The sequence below is a fragment of the Pseudomonas sp. S5F11 genome (assembly GCF_019641515.1).
GTDB classification, from domain to species: domain Bacteria; phylum Pseudomonadota; class Gammaproteobacteria; order Pseudomonadales; family Pseudomonadaceae; genus Aquipseudomonas; species Aquipseudomonas rhodesiae.
Genome location: NZ_JAIFJZ010000001.1, coordinates 163,546 through 177,919, shown reverse-complemented (window position 1 = coordinate 177,919; position 14,374 = coordinate 163,546). Strand labels below are relative to the sequence as shown.

Genomic DNA, 14,374 nt, shown 5'->3' with positions numbered 1-14,374 from the left:
TTCTAAGTCATTGCTTAATATTGGCATACTCTGAAATCCATACTGAGCGAATCAACTCAAGCACCTCGCGTCTATACACAGGATTCCAACCCGCTCGCTCTTTAGGTATCACTCCAAATTGAGGTAACTTCGGCAAACTTGAGAAATTTTCTAGACTTTTTAAACCCGATACATGCGCAATAAAAGGTAGCAATGTAATACCAATTCCCGCCTGAACTGCAGACCTCAGCGACATCAAATCCTCCGACTCATAAACACAATGCCATTTGATAGCGCAGCCCTCTAGACTCCGAATCGCCAGACTACGAAACCCGCAGGGCGGCTTGAACAAAGCGAGAGGAACGTTATGCACGTTATCGATCAAGTCAGCGCTTTCACCAGCAAACCACCTTACCGATAACGTATGCCAAGGATGCTCATGTGTTTCTTTTAATTCATCTATCACGAGGCATAGGTCGATCTTGCCCTCATTTACCGCCTCTCTTAGCAAACCAGACCTAGCGACCTTTACCACCAGCTGTATAGCAGGAAAGTGAGCAGCCATGCTGGAAATAATTTTGGGGAGCACCCCCTCACAAAAATGCTCTGGCATACCCATTACAATTATTTCTCTTTTCTCAACCACTTCAAAAAGTCTACCAATTTTATCGTTACAAACAACGATATCCTTGGCATAACCGAAAAGTTTCTCTCCTTCCACCGTCAAAAACACCTGTCGATTTTCCCTTGCAAATAACTCCACACCTAACAAATCTTCTAATCGCTTGATCTGCTGGCTAATGGCAGGCTGAGTGAGGCTTAAAGCTTCGGCTGCGCGCGTAAAACTTTTGGTTTCGCTTACTTTTATAAAGCTTCGCAAAGACTGAACATCAAGATTGACTCTCATGACGCACACCTACCAAAATAAATATTCCAATTTTGGCAAATCAACGTCTCACTCGCCACTAGCTGTTCGGCTAGGGAAAAACTGAATTTACGAGTAAAAAATACAAAAAATGTTTAATTTGAGATTTTTCCGTCATCTTATGCCAGCAATTGAGCTTTAAGCGAATAAAAATGCGCATTGGAGGTTTGCGACAATCTAGCCAAAACATACTCTGCACGTTGCGTCGAATGGCGAGAATTAATCTCTAAAGCACTAGTAAAAAAGAACGCACCGCTCGTTAGCTCTCCCAGAACAGTGATTCTGTCATCCACACATCCTGACTGATTTATCAATCCGCCCGACTCAGCAGATACCTTTAACCCTCCGAATGGGTCTACACACCCAACTCCCTGCTGAATAATATTCTGCACCAAAAGATTATCAAACTTAGTAACATCGCGAGGGGTACCTGTAGCAACCACAACAGCGTCATAACCGCGGAAATATCTTTTCGACTGCTTAGCTACTTTCAAGGTAAATCTCCCATTATATTCAATAGACTGAAGCTCTCCCTTGATGATTGATAGCTGCCCAGACTCGACTAAAGACTTGATTTTTAGAGCATTTTCAATCGGAATTGAAACACGGTATGCCATCCACCAACTTGAATAACCCAGGAATCTTTTCTTATCCTCATCTGGCATTGCAGGCCAAATTAGATCAAGCACAGCATTCGTGGAATAGAGAACGGACTGCCAAAACCGTGGGTGACGGGCAGCAGCTATTTCCGCCTCAAGAAACTCCAAAGCCGGCCTTTGTGAACACATTGTCGACCAATCAGCATCAATCGGCTTGCCCTCCAGGGCTAATTCCTGCATCGCCCAACGAAGTACGTCTTCAAGCCGCACTACCCCAGCTCGAGAAATACAAGATCTAACAGTTTCCGGCGTTAGTATTGACGGCTTATAACGCCCCTGAGTCCCTCTGACACTAGGCAAGGCTCCCGTGCGCGAATGCATAGTAATGGGCCCTTTATGGCCATTAGCAGTAAGTCCGATCACCGCATCGATAGCACTCAGTCTTGAACCGACAATTGCAACACTCGCCTGCTTTTGAATCAGCCTGCATAGACGTTTGATAGGGTAAGGGCTGGAGAAAAAACCTTCAGCGCCAGCAAGGTGTCGGTGTTCCAGACTGCGCGCATTACCACAACTCAATACTACATGATCACTAGGGAAAGATAGATTTCCCTTTGTGGATACTACGACCCTTCCATCATGCGAAAAACTAAGATTAACGACTTCGTCATGCACTGCAATTAACTGGCAACCGAGTTCTACAGCTTTTTTAATGAGCCATTGAAGCATGTGCGCAAGATATAGCCCAAATAAGGGTCGGGGTAGAAATGCATGCGGACATAGCTCAATATCAGGAAAATCATCTTCCCAAATTTCTCGATTAGCCAATAACCATCTGTAGAAATGCCCAGACTGGTCTGGGAAAGGCGAAATGAATTCGGCTCGTGTGTTTAAGATATTTGTACCGCAGTCCTCGGAATACGCAAGTCCTCGACCACATTGAGATTGCTTATCCACCAAAAAAATCGATAGATTCGAATGACATCCATGTCTCGCCAGCCCTTTTAAAAACGCGTAAATAAAAGAGACGCTTGAGGCACCTCCACCGATTATCGTTATAACCTCACCTGACATAACAACCTCCTACATAATTTTCTTACGAACACAAAACACCTAACCACTCAAAGAATTAGACACTATGCAGTTACAAAAAAAACAAATCCTCAGACATAAGCTTACAGCTGCTTGAAACTACAAACCCACCCTCTATGAACGGCATAATATCCCGCTCAACACTTATACCGGGAGCGACCTCTTCCAGATAAACAACCCTATCTCTCAATGCAAAAACAGCTCGCTCCGTTACATATATGACTTTCTGACCTAACGACTTAGAATGGTCGCCACTGAAAGTTAAATGTGAAACCTGACGAACGAATTTACTTACACGACCTTCCCGAACTATCCGGATTTGGCCCTTATTTATATTCACGACCAACCCTACCGCCGTGAAAGTGCCACAAAAAATAATACATCGTGCGGACTGAGAGATATTTATGAATCCACCTGCACCTTGTAACTTCTGACCAAACTTCGAGACATTAACATTGCCAAAGCTATCCATTTCAGCAAAGCCTAAGCACGCCACATCAATTCCGCCACCTTCATAGAAATCAAACAAAGCCGCCTGTTCAATGATACTCTGTGGGCGATAGCTGGCACCAAATGACAGCCCAGCTGCTGGCCTGCCACCTATAACGCCGGACTCAACAGTAAAGCTCATCGATTCCGCACAGCCCAACTCCTCAGCCGCCTGAGCAATAGCTACCGGTATACCAATACCGAGATTGATAACTCGGGCATTTTGATGCTGAATTTCCTGCAAAGCTCTCCTAGCAATAACTCTCTCTGCACACGAAATCGACCTTGTACCAGGGGTGAGCACTCCCGGACGTGTAAACGCTGAGTCATGTGCCACGCCGTAAGTTTGAGGATGCTCACCAGGGCGCGAAACTGTCACGTAATCTACCAATAGTCCGGGGACTTTGACGTCATGCGGCTCGATATCATGCAAACCTACTAAACTTTCAACCTGCACAATCACTATTCCACCACAGTTTTTAACTGCCATTGCCTGCGCTAGAGCGTCACTATGAGACACTTCCCGCTCCATCGAAATATTGCCCAAGGGATCACAAGATGTCCCTCTTAACAACGCACAGTCGACCTTAATAGCAGGGTAAAAAAGCATTGACTTATCATTGATAAAAATTTTCTGAACGAGCGCACGTGCCGCCCGCATATTTAAGCGTCCTCCCTCATAATCAGGATCAACGAAAGTATTTAAGCCGATATTCGAAATCACCCCAGGCTTTTTCGCCGCAATCGCGCGAAAAAGCTGACTAATGACCCCCTGCGGCCAATTATGGGCCTCTATCTCTCCTAGGCGCGCCATATTTCCCAGCCGTGGAATAAGCCCCCAGAACCCTCCAATTACCTTATCCACCAGCCCACTCTGGGCCAAAACGTCTAAGCCCCTTTCTTCAAGATCTCCAGCAGCAGAGGCAAAGAGCAGACTAAGTTTACGAGGCCGCCCCTCTCGCTTGTAACGATCGCCGATTGCTCGAGTAAGTCCATCAGGATGCCCACAACTACCAAATCCCCCAGGGATAACTGTCCATCCATCTTCAATTAGCTCTGCCGCTCGTCGCTCGCTAATAACTTTCATGCTACAGCCTCTGCATCCAGACACGTCACGGGCTGAACCGGCTGCTCCCAGACGACTAGAAACGTGCATCCTGAAGGAGACGAAAGTTGGTGGGTAGAGCCAGGAGGGTACACTTGGAGCGCACCTATCGTATGTCGCCCTCTGTCATCGACAAGTTCGCCCTCGACCACTAGCACCAACTCCCAGCCCAGATGTATATGCCTGGGCGTTAGAGCTCCACCGTCATAACGCACCAGTGCAGCCACTGATCCTTCCCCATTGCGCCTCGCATCATAAAGGTAAAATATTGAGACGCCCTTTCGCCCATCAATTTCATAAGGCTCAAAATTTAAACAATCAACTCCATCGATATACAACCCTCCTCCTGATCGGCAAATTTTATCGCTCAATATATTTTTATTATTTATCTCGTTTTTATTCATTGTTATTCTCCTGCTAAGCGGTACTCAGTAATTCAGGCTTATTTTGCTCGCGAATGATTCATCAAATAAACTCCTCCCCCCGAAACAATAAACCCCACAATCACTACTACGCTCGGCACCTCCCCCAACACTAACGCCGCCATGATCTGCGTAACCGCCGGAATCACATGAAATAAGTTCGTCGCTTTACTCGCCTCTCCCCGCCGAATCATCAAATACAATATCGTCAGTGCGCCTACAGAATTCATCAAACTAATCCAGGCCACCGAGGCAATAAAAGGCATCCACTGCGTCACCTGCATGGTTTCAGCGGCGCAAGCCAGCATCAACATGACCAGCGACGCAGTAACCATTTGAATGAAGCACCCCACCCACAGATTGACCCCACCCAGAAAACGCTTCTGATAAAGAGTACCGAGGGTGATGCCCAACAGCGCCAATCCCACCGCGCCATAGCCGCCTACTGGTGCGTCGGCGCCTGAAAAACTGTTGCCGACAACAATGACCACTCCTCCGACACCCAGAATCGAACCTGGCAGGTCGCGCCAGCTCAATTGCTCACCCAAACAGAAATAGGCGCCGATCACGACGAATATGGGCATCAACCCGACAATCAGTGCAGCTTGCCCGGCGGGGACGCCCTGACTTATTCCGGTGTAGAGACCGCCGAATTGCAGAGCCTGCAAGAGCACGCCCGCGACTACCGCATGAAGGTAAGGTGCAAGCCGCCTCGGCCATTCAGCCTTTATCGCAAGCGCCACCCCCAGAAACACCAGGGCAGCCAAGGCAAACCGATAGAACGTCATGGTGAAGGGCTCGCCATAACGCACACCGAACGCACCGCCGATGTAGCCGGAACTCCAAAGCAGAATGAAGGCAATGGGCAGGGGCGATGTAAGGCGTACTTCGTAGCGTTTGTGCGCAATCGGGTTCATAACACTCTCCAGACTGATAACTCTGGAGAGATAAACTGCGCCAGCAGCTGAAGTCGGTAAAATCATAAAATGTCAGGTGCATCATGCAGATTGCTTATGCACCACCCCATCATCGCTGCGATCCGGCTCCAAGACTGGGTTACATTCAGAACCAAGAGGTATCTCATGACCTGGCAACCCCACATCACCGTCGCCACCATCGTCGAAGACAACGGCAAGTTCCTGATGGTCGAAGAACTTAAGGGCGGTCGCGCCGTACTCAATCAGCCTGCCGGCCACCTCGATCCACATGAAACCCTGACCGAAGCCGCCGTACGCGAAACCCTCGAAGAGACCGGCTGGGACGTCGAAACCACCGGCATAGTCGGCATCTACCTGTACACCGCCCCGAGCAACGGCGTGACCTACCAGCGTGTGTGCTTCATCGCCAAGGCCCTGAAACACCATCCCGACTATCAGCTCGACGAAGGCATCATGCGCGCCCGCTGGCTCACTCGCGACGAACTGATGGACCTGCGCGAGGACTGGCGCAGCGAGCTGATCATTCGCTGTATCGATGATTATCTGGCCGGCCACTGCCACAGTCTCGAATTGATCCGCCCTTCTCTTTAGCCTTAGAGGCCGCAGCCTGTTAGAATCGCGTCCTTTTTCAAGACACCCGTTGAAACCCTATGCGTGATCCAGCCCCTTCTGACACACAAAAGAAGCGCGTCATCGTCGGCATGTCCGGCGGCGTGGATTCTTCCGTTTCCGCCGTTCTGCTCATGGAGCAGGGCTATGAGGTGGAAGGCCTGTTCATGAAGAACTGGGAAGAAGACGATGGAACGGAATATTGCACCGCCATGGACGACCTGGCGGATGCCCAGGCCGTTTGCGACAAGATCGGTATCAAGCTGCACACCGCCAACTTCGCCGCCGAGTATTGGGACAACGTGTTCGAGCATTTCCTGGCCGAATACAAGGCCGGTCGCACGCCGAACCCGGACATCCTGTGCAATCGCGAAATCAAGTTCAAGGCGTTCCTCGACTACGCCATGATGCTCGGTGCCGACCTGATTGCCACAGGCCACTATGTGCGTCGTCGCGATATCGACGGGCGCACCGAACTGCTCAAGGGCCTGGACCCGAACAAAGACCAGAGCTACTTCCTGCATGCCGTCGGTGGCGAACAGATCGCCAAGACCTTGTTCCCCGTGGGCGAACTGGAAAAGCCCGAAGTGCGCAAGATTGCCGAGCAGCACGGCCTGGCCACCGCCAAGAAGAAGGATTCCACCGGGATCTGCTTTATCGGCGAACGCCGCTTCAGCGACTTCCTCAAGCAATACCTGCCAGCACAACCGGGCGAGATCAAGACCACCGAAGGTGAAGTCATTGGCCGTCATCATGGCCTGATGTATCACACCATCGGTCAACGCCAGGGCCTAGGGATCGGCGGCTTAAAAGACGCCGGTGAAGAGCCGTGGTACGTGCTGGTCAAAGATCTGGAGCACAACGTGCTGATCGTCGGCCAGGGCAATGAACACCCACTGCTATTCTCCGGCGCGCTGTTGGCGTCGGAGATCTACTGGGTCAACCCGATCGACCTCAGCACCCCGCGCCGCCTGACCGCCAAAGTGCGCTATCGCCAGAGCGATCAGCCCTGCACCCTGGAAAAAACCGCCAACGGCTACCGCGCCACCTTCGATGACCCGCAACGCGCTGTCACCCCTGGCCAGTCCGTGGTGTTCTATGACGGCGAGATCTGCCTGGGCGGTGGCGTGATCGAAGTCGCCGAACCCTGGAGCAACCCGGCATGAGCCCGATCCAGGAGCAATTGACCGCACTGGGCGGCGTATTTCTGGCCGCCGTGCTGGTGGACAAGATCGCCAAGACCGGCCAGGTCGGCGAGGCTGGCCTGACCTGCATGCTCGGCAGCCTGTTGATCCGCGACCCCAAGGACACCCTGGAAGTCTACGGCGGCGACGATCTGGCGCTGCGCGAAGGTTATCGCGCCCTGATCGGCGCCCTGGAACGCGACCCCAGCACCTTGCAACGCGAGCCACTGCGGTACGCCCTGTCGATGCTCGGTCTGGAGCGCCAATTGGCCAAGCGCGAGGACATGCTGGAGACCATCGGCAAGCGTCTGCCACAAATCCAGTCCCAGGTGGAGCACTTCGGCCCGGCCCACGAAAACGTGATCGCCGCCTGTGGTGCGCTGTACCAAGACACCTTGAGCACCCTGCGCCAGCGTATCCAGGTACATGGCGACATGCGCAACCTGCAACAACCCAACAACGCGTCGAAAATCCGCGCCCTGTTGCTGGCCGGTATTCGTTCGGCGCGGTTATGGCGCCAGTTGGGCGGTCATCGTTGGCAGTTGGTCATCAGCCGTCGCAAATTGCTTAAAGAGCTTTACCCGTTGATGCGCAACGAATAAGTCGCAGCAGCAGGCTGTTTTCAAGCCGTTACGCGTAATACGCCGGTCAGTTGGCGACGGACCGGCGGATTTTTTCATGTATGATACGCGCCCCATTTCGTTGCCCGACTGTCCGAGAACACCCCATGCAGCTCTCTTCGCTCACTGCGGTTTCCCCTGTTGACGGCCGCTACGCCGGCAAAACCCAGGCCCTGCGCCCAATTTTCAGCGAGTACGGCCTGATCCGTGCCCGCGTTCTGGTTGAAGTGCGCTGGCTCCAGCGCCTGGCCGCTCACCCCGCCATCAGCGAAGTGCCGGCGTTTTCCGCCGAAGCCAACGCCGTGCTCAACACCCTGGCGGAAAACTTCTCCCTGGAGCACGCCGAGCGTGTGAAAGAGATCGAGCGCACCACCAACCACGACGTAAAAGCCATCGAGTACCTGCTCAAAGAGCAAGCAGCCAAGCTGCCGGAACTGGCCCAGGTCAGCGAGTTCATCCACTTTGCCTGCACCAGCGAGGACATCAATAACCTGTCCCACGCCCTGATGCTGCGCGAAGGCCGTGATGACGTGATGCTGCCGCTGATGCGCCAGACCGCCAACGCTATCCGCGAGCTGGCGATCCGTTTCGCCGACGTGCCGATGCTGTCGCGCACCCACGGCCAACCGGCCTCGCCTACCACTCTGGGCAAAGAGCTGGCCAACGTGGTCTACCGCCTGGAGCGCCAGATCGCCCAAGTGGCCGCCGTGCCGTTGCTGGGCAAGATCAACGGCGCCGTGGGCAACTACAACGCCCACCTGTCGGCCTACCCCGAGATCGACTGGGAAGCCAACGCCCGTGCATTCATCGAAGACGAGCTGGGCCTGGGCTTCAACCCGTACACCACACAGATCGAACCGCACGACTACATCGCCGAGCTGTTCGACGCCATTGCGCGCTTCAACACCATCCTGATCGACTTCGATCGCGATATCTGGGGCTACATCTCCCTGGGCTACTTCAAGCAGCGCACCATTGCCGGCGAAATCGGTTCGTCGACCATGCCGCACAAGGTCAACCCGATCGACTTCGAAAACTCCGAAGGCAACCTCGGCATCGCCAACGCCCTGTTCCAGCACCTGGCCAGCAAGTTGCCGATCTCCCGCTGGCAGCGCGACCTGACCGACTCCACCGTACTGCGTAACCTCGGCGTGGGCTTCGCCCACAGCGTGATCGCGTACGAAGCCAGCCTCAAAGGCATCAGCAAACTGGAACTCAACGAGCAGAAAATCGCCGCTGACCTGGACGCTTGCTGGGAAGTACTGGCCGAGCCGATCCAGACCGTGATGCGTCGCTACAACATCGAAAACCCCTACGAGAAGCTCAAAGAGTTGACGCGTGGCAAGGGCATCAGCCCTGAAGCGCTGCAAACTTTCATCGATGGCCTGGATATGCCAGCTGCTGCCAAGGCCGAGCTGAAACTGCTCACCCCGGCCAACTACATCGGTAATGCCGTGGCCCAGGCCAAGCGCATCTGATCCAAGCAAGACCCTTGAGACGCCCGGCCGCGCCGGGCGTTTTTATTCCAGTCTGAAAAGTGCTTTTTTTCAATAGGTTACACATGAATCCTGATATCCCTCTTCAACTTCTGGGCGGCATCACGGCACGGGAATTCCTGCGCGACTACTGGCAGAAAAAACCGTTGCTGATCCGTCAGGCCATCCCTGACTTCGAAAGCCCCATCGACGCCGACGAACTGGCCGGCCTGGCCTTGGAAGAAGAAGTCGAATCGCGCCTGGTGATCGAGCACGGCGAACGTCCATGGGAACTGCGCCGCGGCCCGTTTGCCGAAGACGCCTTCAGCACACTGCCCGAGCGCGAATGGACCCTGCTGGTGCAAGCGGTCGATCAGTTCGTACCGGAAGTGGCAGAACTGCTAGAGCAGTTCCGCTTCCTGCCAAGCTGGCGCATCGACGATGTGATGATCAGCTTTGCCGCGCCCGGCGGCAGCGTCGGCCCGCACTTCGATAACTACGATGTGTTCCTGCTGCAGGCCCAAGGCAAACGCAACTGGAAGATCGGCCAGATGTGCAACTCCGAGAGCCCGCTGCTGCAACATGCCGACCTGCGCATCCTGGCTGAATTCGAAGAAAGCGCCGAATGGGTACTGGAACCGGGTGACATGCTCTACCTGCCACCGCGCCTGGCCCACTACGGCATTGCCGAAGACGATTGCATGACCTACTCCGTCGGCTTCCGCGCCCCAAGCGCAGCCGAAGTGCTGACCCACTTCACCGACTTCCTCGCTCAATACCTGACCGACGAAGAGCGCTACACCGACGCCGACGTCCAGCCGGTCAGCGACCCGCACCAGATCCAGAGCGACGCCCTCGATCGCCTCAAGAGCCTGCTGGCCGAGCATATGAGCGACGAGCGCATGCTGCTGACCTGGTTCGGCCAATTCATGACCGAGCCGCGCTATCCGGAATTGGTAGCCGGCGAAGAGCTGGGCGAAGAAGATTTCGTCGCCAGCCTGCAGGACGGCGCGATTCTGGTGCGCAACCCGAGCGCGCGCATGGCCTGGTCGGAAGTGGACGATGACGTGCTGCTGTTCGCCAGCGGCCAGAGTCGCTACCTGCCGGGTAAATTGCGCGAACTGCTGAAAATGATTTGCTCCGCCGATGCCCTGCACGCCGAGAACCTCGGCCCGTGGCTGGCGGACGAAGACGGTCGCGCCCTGCTGTGCGAACTGGTGAAGCAAGGAAGCCTGGGATTTGCCGATGAATAAGATTCACGTAAGTGTCGCGGACTGGCATAAGGATATCGCTGAGATTCGGCGCATTCGTGAAGCGGTGTTTATCGCTGAACAATCGGTCCCACCCGAACTGGAGTGGGACTCCGACGACGCAGATGCCATGCATTTCCTCGCTTACGAAGGTGACTTTCCGATTGGTACCGCGCGCCTGCTGCCCAGCGGCGAGATTGGCCGCGTGTCGGTACTCAAGGACTGGCGCGGTCTGAAGGTGGGCGACAAGCTGATGGAGGCGGTGATCGAAGCCGCTGAAAAACGCGGCCAGACCAGGCAATTCCTCAGCGCCCAGGTGTATGCCGCACCGTTCTATGAGCGCTTGGGTTTCGAGATCGTCAGCGATGAATTCCTGGAAGTCGGGATTCCCCATGTCGATATGGTGCGTGGAGCCTGATTCGGGATCGCGTCGCTGCTATCGGGGCAAGCCCCCTCCCACATTTGAAATGTACAGGTAAACATGTGGGAGGGGGCTTGCCCCCGATAGCTATTTCAGCACCACCAGCAATGCCCTGCCATGCGGGGCTTTTGCCGTCTACGATTCAATAAGCGACCGCCCAGGCCGACAAACTGGCACTATCACGCCTAATTGACTCGCAGAGATAACGGACATGCACCTACGCACCCTGCTCACCGCCCTCCTCCTGGCTGTCAGCGTCTCGGCCAGCGCCGACACCGAAGTCCTCAACCTGAGCAACCGCACCAGCGCCGACCTATTGCCGGTGGCGCAGAATTTTATCGGCAAGGACGGTACGGTCAGCGCCTATGGCAACCAGCTGATCGTCAACGCGGCCCCAGACAAGGTGCAGGGATTACGCACCCTGCTGGCACAACTGGATACGCCAGCCAAGCGCCTGCTGATCACCGTCGACACCAATGAAAACAATCAGCAGGACACCGGCGACAGCCAGACCCGCATCATCAGCTACGGCACCGTCAGCCGCGACGGCGGCATTCAGCAGATCCAGGCCAGTGAAGGCGTGCCCGCACTGATCCAGGTCGGCCAGAGCGTCCCGCTGACTACCACCTCGCAAGACAGCTACGGGCGCCTGCAAAACCAGACCCAGTATCGCAACGTCACCCAAGGGTTCTATGTCACCGCCAGCGTCACCGGCGACACCGTACACCTGGCGATCAGTACCAACCGTGACCGCATGAGCCAGGAACGTCCCGATGTAGTGAACGTGCAAAGCACCGACACAACCATCAGCGGCCGCCTGGGCGAGTGGATTCCTCTGGCCGGCATCAATCGCCAGACTCAGGCCGATAAAACCTCCGCAACCCGCACCTACTCTACGCAGGGCCGCGATGACCTGACATTGCGGGTCAAGGTCGACACCCTGAACTGAAGCACCAAAAACTGACTGACGAGTCGTATTAGACTAAAGATGTAGTGCCTGAAAAAAAGCACTACAAAACATTTGACGATCGAAAAAAGCCTGGGCATGATGGCCTCGCTCCCGCTAATCAGGGGCCCTGGCAAGGGCCTTCGGATCGTCGCTCCAAGCTACCCACCCGAGCCGATTCGTGTCTGTACCGCCCACAAGGCGTGTTTGACGAGGTTGCGACTGGAACGAAGTTGTCCCGAGGGACGGAAGCTAACCAGGTAACCCGGCAACACACTGATGGATCGTACAAAGGCCCACGACGCCCGAAGACCGTTCGCAGTCTGCCCTTACCTGCTCAACTCCCCCTTGAGCCATCGTTCATCCTGTCGCCTACCCCGTCGAACCTGACCTGACCGCCTACGCTTCTGATCAGCGAGCAGCCATGACCACGCACTGACTACAGTGGCTGGCCAACGGAATGTTCAACCCAGTAGATTTTCCACAAAGACGCGACGAGGTTTTTCCCCATGGCACTGACACGCGAACAGCAAATTGCAGCCCTTGAAAAAGACTGGGCTGAGAACCCACGCTGGAAAGGCGTGACCCGCGCTTACTCCGCTGCTGACGTCGTCCGCCTGCGCGGCTCGGTTCAACCTGAGCACACCTTTGCAAAACTCGGCGCCGAGAAGCTGTGGAACCTGGTCACTCAAGGTGCCAAGCCATCCTTCCGTCCCGACAAAGATTTCGTCAACTGCATGGGCGCCCTCACTGGCGGCCAGGCAGTCCAGCAGGTAAAAGCCGGTATCCAGGCGATCTACCTGTCCGGCTGGCAAGTGGCGGCGGACAACAACTCCGCTGAATCCATGTACCCCGACCAATCGCTGTACCCGGTGGACTCCGTACCGACCGTGGTCAAGCGCATCAATAACTCGTTCCGTCGCGCCGACCAGATCCAGTGGAAAGCCGGCAAGAACCCAGGCGACGAAGGCTACATCGACTACTTCGCGCCGATCGTGGCTGACGCCGAAGCCGGTTTCGGCGGCGTACTGAACGCCTACGAGCTGATGAAGAGCATGATCGAGGCCGGCGCTGCCGGCGTGCACTTCGAAGACCAACTGGCGTCGGTGAAGAAATGCGGCCACATGGGCGGCAAGGTACTGGTACCGACCCAAGAAGCGGTACAGAAACTGACCGCGGCGCGCCTGGCTGCTGACGTTGCCGGCACGCCGACCATCATCCTGGCCCGCACCGACGCCAACGCTGCCGACCTGCTGACCTCGGACTGCGATCCGTACGACCAGCCGTTCGTCACGGGCGAGCGTACCCAGGAAGGTTTCTACAAAGTGCGCGCAGGTCTGGATCAAGCCATTGCCCGCGGCTTGGCCTATGCCCCGTACGCCGACCTGATCTGGTGCGAAACTGCAAAGCCGGACCTGGACGAAGCCCGTCGCTTCGCCGAAGCGATCAAGAAGGAATACCCGGACCAACTGCTGTCCTACAACTGCTCGCCTTCTTTCAACTGGAAGAAGAACCTGGACGACGCGACCATCGCCAAGTTCCAGCGCGAACTGTCCGCCATGGGCTACAAACACCAGTTCATCACCCTGGCTGGCATCCACAACATGTGGCACAGCATGTTCAACCTGGCGCACGACTACGCCCGCAACGACATGACCGCTTACGTGAAGCTGCAAGAGCAGGAATTCGCTGACGCCGCCAAGGGTTACACCTTCGTGGCTCACCAGCAGGAAGTGGGCACCGGCTACTTCGACGACATGACCACCGTGATCCAGGGCGGCACCTCGTCCGTGACCGCGCTGACCGGTTCGACCGAAGAAGAGCAGTTTCACTGATCGATGTGAGTACACGGCCACGGCGGACTTCTTAAAAAGCTAACCGCAGTGCCGCACGATCTGACGCCCCGACTGGTTCGGGGCGTTTTTTTGCCCGCACACACCTCATCAGAGAGCGGGCTTGCCCTCGATAGAGGGGGATCAGCAAGAAAGCTATAGCCTGACACTCAGCCATCGGCCCCCCCTCCCGCATGAGGAGCCTTGCAACCTGAAGATTTTGTACAAAACCTTGATCCAGAGCGGTATTCGTTGCAGATAAATCGGTTAAAAGATCCGCTCCAACAACTAGCGGTAACCGAGCAAGTAACGGCAACTTCCCTCGCCACACCATGACCACCCGCTTAAAACTCGCCCAAACAATATTCATTATCATTTAGAACATAGAAACTTCGTTACAACCTAAACAAAACACAATTGATCAAATGCCCGCTAATGCCCACGCCACAAGGGCTGCAGCCCCACAAAGGTGCACTATGTCCTTATTC

13 protein-coding genes are annotated in these 14,374 nt (G+C 55.0%); 8 read left to right on the top strand and 5 right to left on the bottom strand.

Annotation, left to right across the window (positions count from 1 at the left end; genetic code table 11):
• Nucleotides 1–7: 7 nt before the first annotated feature.
• From K1567_RS00775 to K1567_RS00755, 5 genes are all read right to left on the bottom strand, one after another.
• Nucleotides 8–886 (bottom strand): LysR family transcriptional regulator, encoded by an 879-nt coding sequence (locus tag K1567_RS00775; protein WP_047881871.1) that lies wholly within the window; start codon nucleotides 884–886, stop codon nucleotides 8–10.
• A gap of 137 nt (nucleotides 887–1,023) precedes the next feature.
• Entirely contained in the window at nucleotides 1,024–2,577 is a 1,554-nt protein-coding gene (locus K1567_RS00770) for an FAD/NAD(P)-binding protein (RefSeq protein ID WP_220698009.1), read from the bottom strand.
• Between the two features lie 70 nt (nucleotides 2,578–2,647).
• Nucleotides 2,648–4,171, bottom strand: coding sequence for an acyl CoA:acetate/3-ketoacid CoA transferase (locus tag K1567_RS00765; RefSeq protein ID WP_220698008.1), 1,524 nt, complete (start codon nucleotides 4,169–4,171; stop codon nucleotides 2,648–2,650).
• Nucleotides 4,168–4,593 carry a cupin domain-containing protein gene (locus K1567_RS00760; RefSeq protein ID WP_220698007.1) on the bottom strand — a complete coding sequence of 142 codons (426 nt, stop codon included), beginning with the start codon at nucleotides 4,591–4,593 and terminating at the stop codon, nucleotides 4,168–4,170. The genes K1567_RS00765 and K1567_RS00760 overlap by 4 nt, the downstream gene beginning before the upstream one ends.
• A gap of 38 nt (nucleotides 4,594–4,631) precedes the next feature.
• On the bottom strand, nucleotides 4,632–5,528 hold the full coding sequence (locus K1567_RS00755; protein ID WP_034138580.1) for a DMT family transporter: 897 nt from the start codon (nucleotides 5,526–5,528) through the stop codon (nucleotides 4,632–4,634).
• Nucleotides 5,529–5,693: 165 nt separating this feature from the next.
• On the opposite strand from K1567_RS00755, the gene K1567_RS00750 reads away from it, so the two are divergent.
• The 8 genes from K1567_RS00750 to aceA all read left to right on the top strand — a co-directional run bounded on the left by K1567_RS00750 (nucleotide 5,694) and on the right by aceA (nucleotide 13,889).
• Nucleotides 5,694–6,140: an NUDIX hydrolase gene (locus K1567_RS00750; protein WP_220698006.1), complete on the top strand. Its 447-nt coding sequence runs from the start codon at nucleotides 5,694–5,696 to the stop codon at nucleotides 6,138–6,140.
• 59 nt (nucleotides 6,141–6,199) lie between these two features.
• Nucleotides 6,200–7,324, top strand: a complete 1,125-nt coding sequence (gene mnmA / locus K1567_RS00745; RefSeq protein ID WP_034098688.1) for a tRNA 2-thiouridine(34) synthase MnmA — start codon at nucleotides 6,200–6,202, stop codon at nucleotides 7,322–7,324.
• Nucleotides 7,321–7,944 carry a high frequency lysogenization protein HflD gene (gene hflD, locus K1567_RS00740; protein WP_034098690.1) on the top strand — a complete coding sequence of 208 codons (624 nt, stop codon included), beginning with the start codon at nucleotides 7,321–7,323 and terminating at the stop codon, nucleotides 7,942–7,944. Before mnmA ends, hflD begins: the two co-directional genes overlap by 4 nt.
• 125 nt (nucleotides 7,945–8,069) lie before the next feature.
• The gene (gene purB / locus K1567_RS00735) at nucleotides 8,070–9,440 is read left to right on the top strand and encodes an adenylosuccinate lyase (protein ID WP_034098692.1); all 1,371 of its coding nucleotides are present in this window, start codon (nucleotides 8,070–8,072) and stop codon (nucleotides 9,438–9,440) included.
• Nucleotides 9,441–9,523: 83 nt separating this feature from the next.
• Nucleotides 9,524–10,690, top strand: coding sequence for a cupin domain-containing protein (locus tag K1567_RS00730; RefSeq protein WP_034098693.1), 1,167 nt, complete (start codon nucleotides 9,524–9,526; stop codon nucleotides 10,688–10,690).
• Complete coding sequence (locus tag K1567_RS00725; RefSeq protein WP_169868726.1) at nucleotides 10,683–11,105, top strand: GNAT family N-acetyltransferase; 423 nt, start codon at nucleotides 10,683–10,685, stop codon at nucleotides 11,103–11,105. The genes K1567_RS00730 and K1567_RS00725 overlap by 8 nt, the downstream gene beginning before the upstream one ends.
• 214 nt (nucleotides 11,106–11,319) lie before the next feature.
• Nucleotides 11,320–12,057: a secretin N-terminal domain-containing protein gene (locus K1567_RS00720; RefSeq protein WP_034098697.1), complete on the top strand. Its 738-nt coding sequence runs from the start codon at nucleotides 11,320–11,322 to the stop codon at nucleotides 12,055–12,057.
• A gap of 506 nt (nucleotides 12,058–12,563) precedes the next feature.
• Nucleotides 12,564–13,889, top strand: coding sequence for an isocitrate lyase (aceA, locus tag K1567_RS00715; RefSeq protein ID WP_003174717.1), 1,326 nt, complete (start codon nucleotides 12,564–12,566; stop codon nucleotides 13,887–13,889).
• Nucleotides 13,890–14,374 lie beyond the last annotated feature (485 nt).

What these genes read in the sequence shown, in the direction of transcription:
- K1567_RS00775 (WP_047881871.1), bottom strand. Translation starts at nt 886, where the DNA reads ATGAGAGTCAATCTTGATGTTCAGTCTTTGCGAAGCTTTATAAAAGTA.
- K1567_RS00770 (WP_220698009.1), bottom strand. Translation starts at nt 2,577, where the DNA reads ATGTCAGGTGAGGTTATAACGATAATCGGTGGAGGTGCCTCAAGCGTC.
- K1567_RS00765 (WP_220698008.1), bottom strand. Translation starts at nt 4,171, where the DNA reads ATGAAAGTTATTAGCGAGCGACGAGCGGCAGAGCTAATTGAAGATGGA.
- K1567_RS00760 (WP_220698007.1), bottom strand. Translation starts at nt 4,593, where the DNA reads ATGAATAAAAACGAGATAAATAATAAAAATATATTGAGCGATAAAATT.
- K1567_RS00755 (WP_034138580.1), bottom strand. Translation starts at nt 5,528, where the DNA reads ATGAACCCGATTGCGCACAAACGCTACGAAGTACGCCTTACATCGCCC.
- K1567_RS00750 (WP_220698006.1), top strand. Translation starts at nt 5,694, where the DNA reads ATGACCTGGCAACCCCACATCACCGTCGCCACCATCGTCGAAGACAAC.
- mnmA (WP_034098688.1), top strand. Translation starts at nt 6,200, where the DNA reads ATGCGTGATCCAGCCCCTTCTGACACACAAAAGAAGCGCGTCATCGTC.
- hflD (WP_034098690.1), top strand. Translation starts at nt 7,321, where the DNA reads ATGAGCCCGATCCAGGAGCAATTGACCGCACTGGGCGGCGTATTTCTG.
- purB (WP_034098692.1), top strand. Translation starts at nt 8,070, where the DNA reads ATGCAGCTCTCTTCGCTCACTGCGGTTTCCCCTGTTGACGGCCGCTAC.
- K1567_RS00730 (WP_034098693.1), top strand. Translation starts at nt 9,524, where the DNA reads ATGAATCCTGATATCCCTCTTCAACTTCTGGGCGGCATCACGGCACGG.
- K1567_RS00725 (WP_169868726.1), top strand. Translation starts at nt 10,683, where the DNA reads ATGAATAAGATTCACGTAAGTGTCGCGGACTGGCATAAGGATATCGCT.
- K1567_RS00720 (WP_034098697.1), top strand. Translation starts at nt 11,320, where the DNA reads ATGCACCTACGCACCCTGCTCACCGCCCTCCTCCTGGCTGTCAGCGTC.
- aceA (WP_003174717.1), top strand. Translation starts at nt 12,564, where the DNA reads ATGGCACTGACACGCGAACAGCAAATTGCAGCCCTTGAAAAAGACTGG.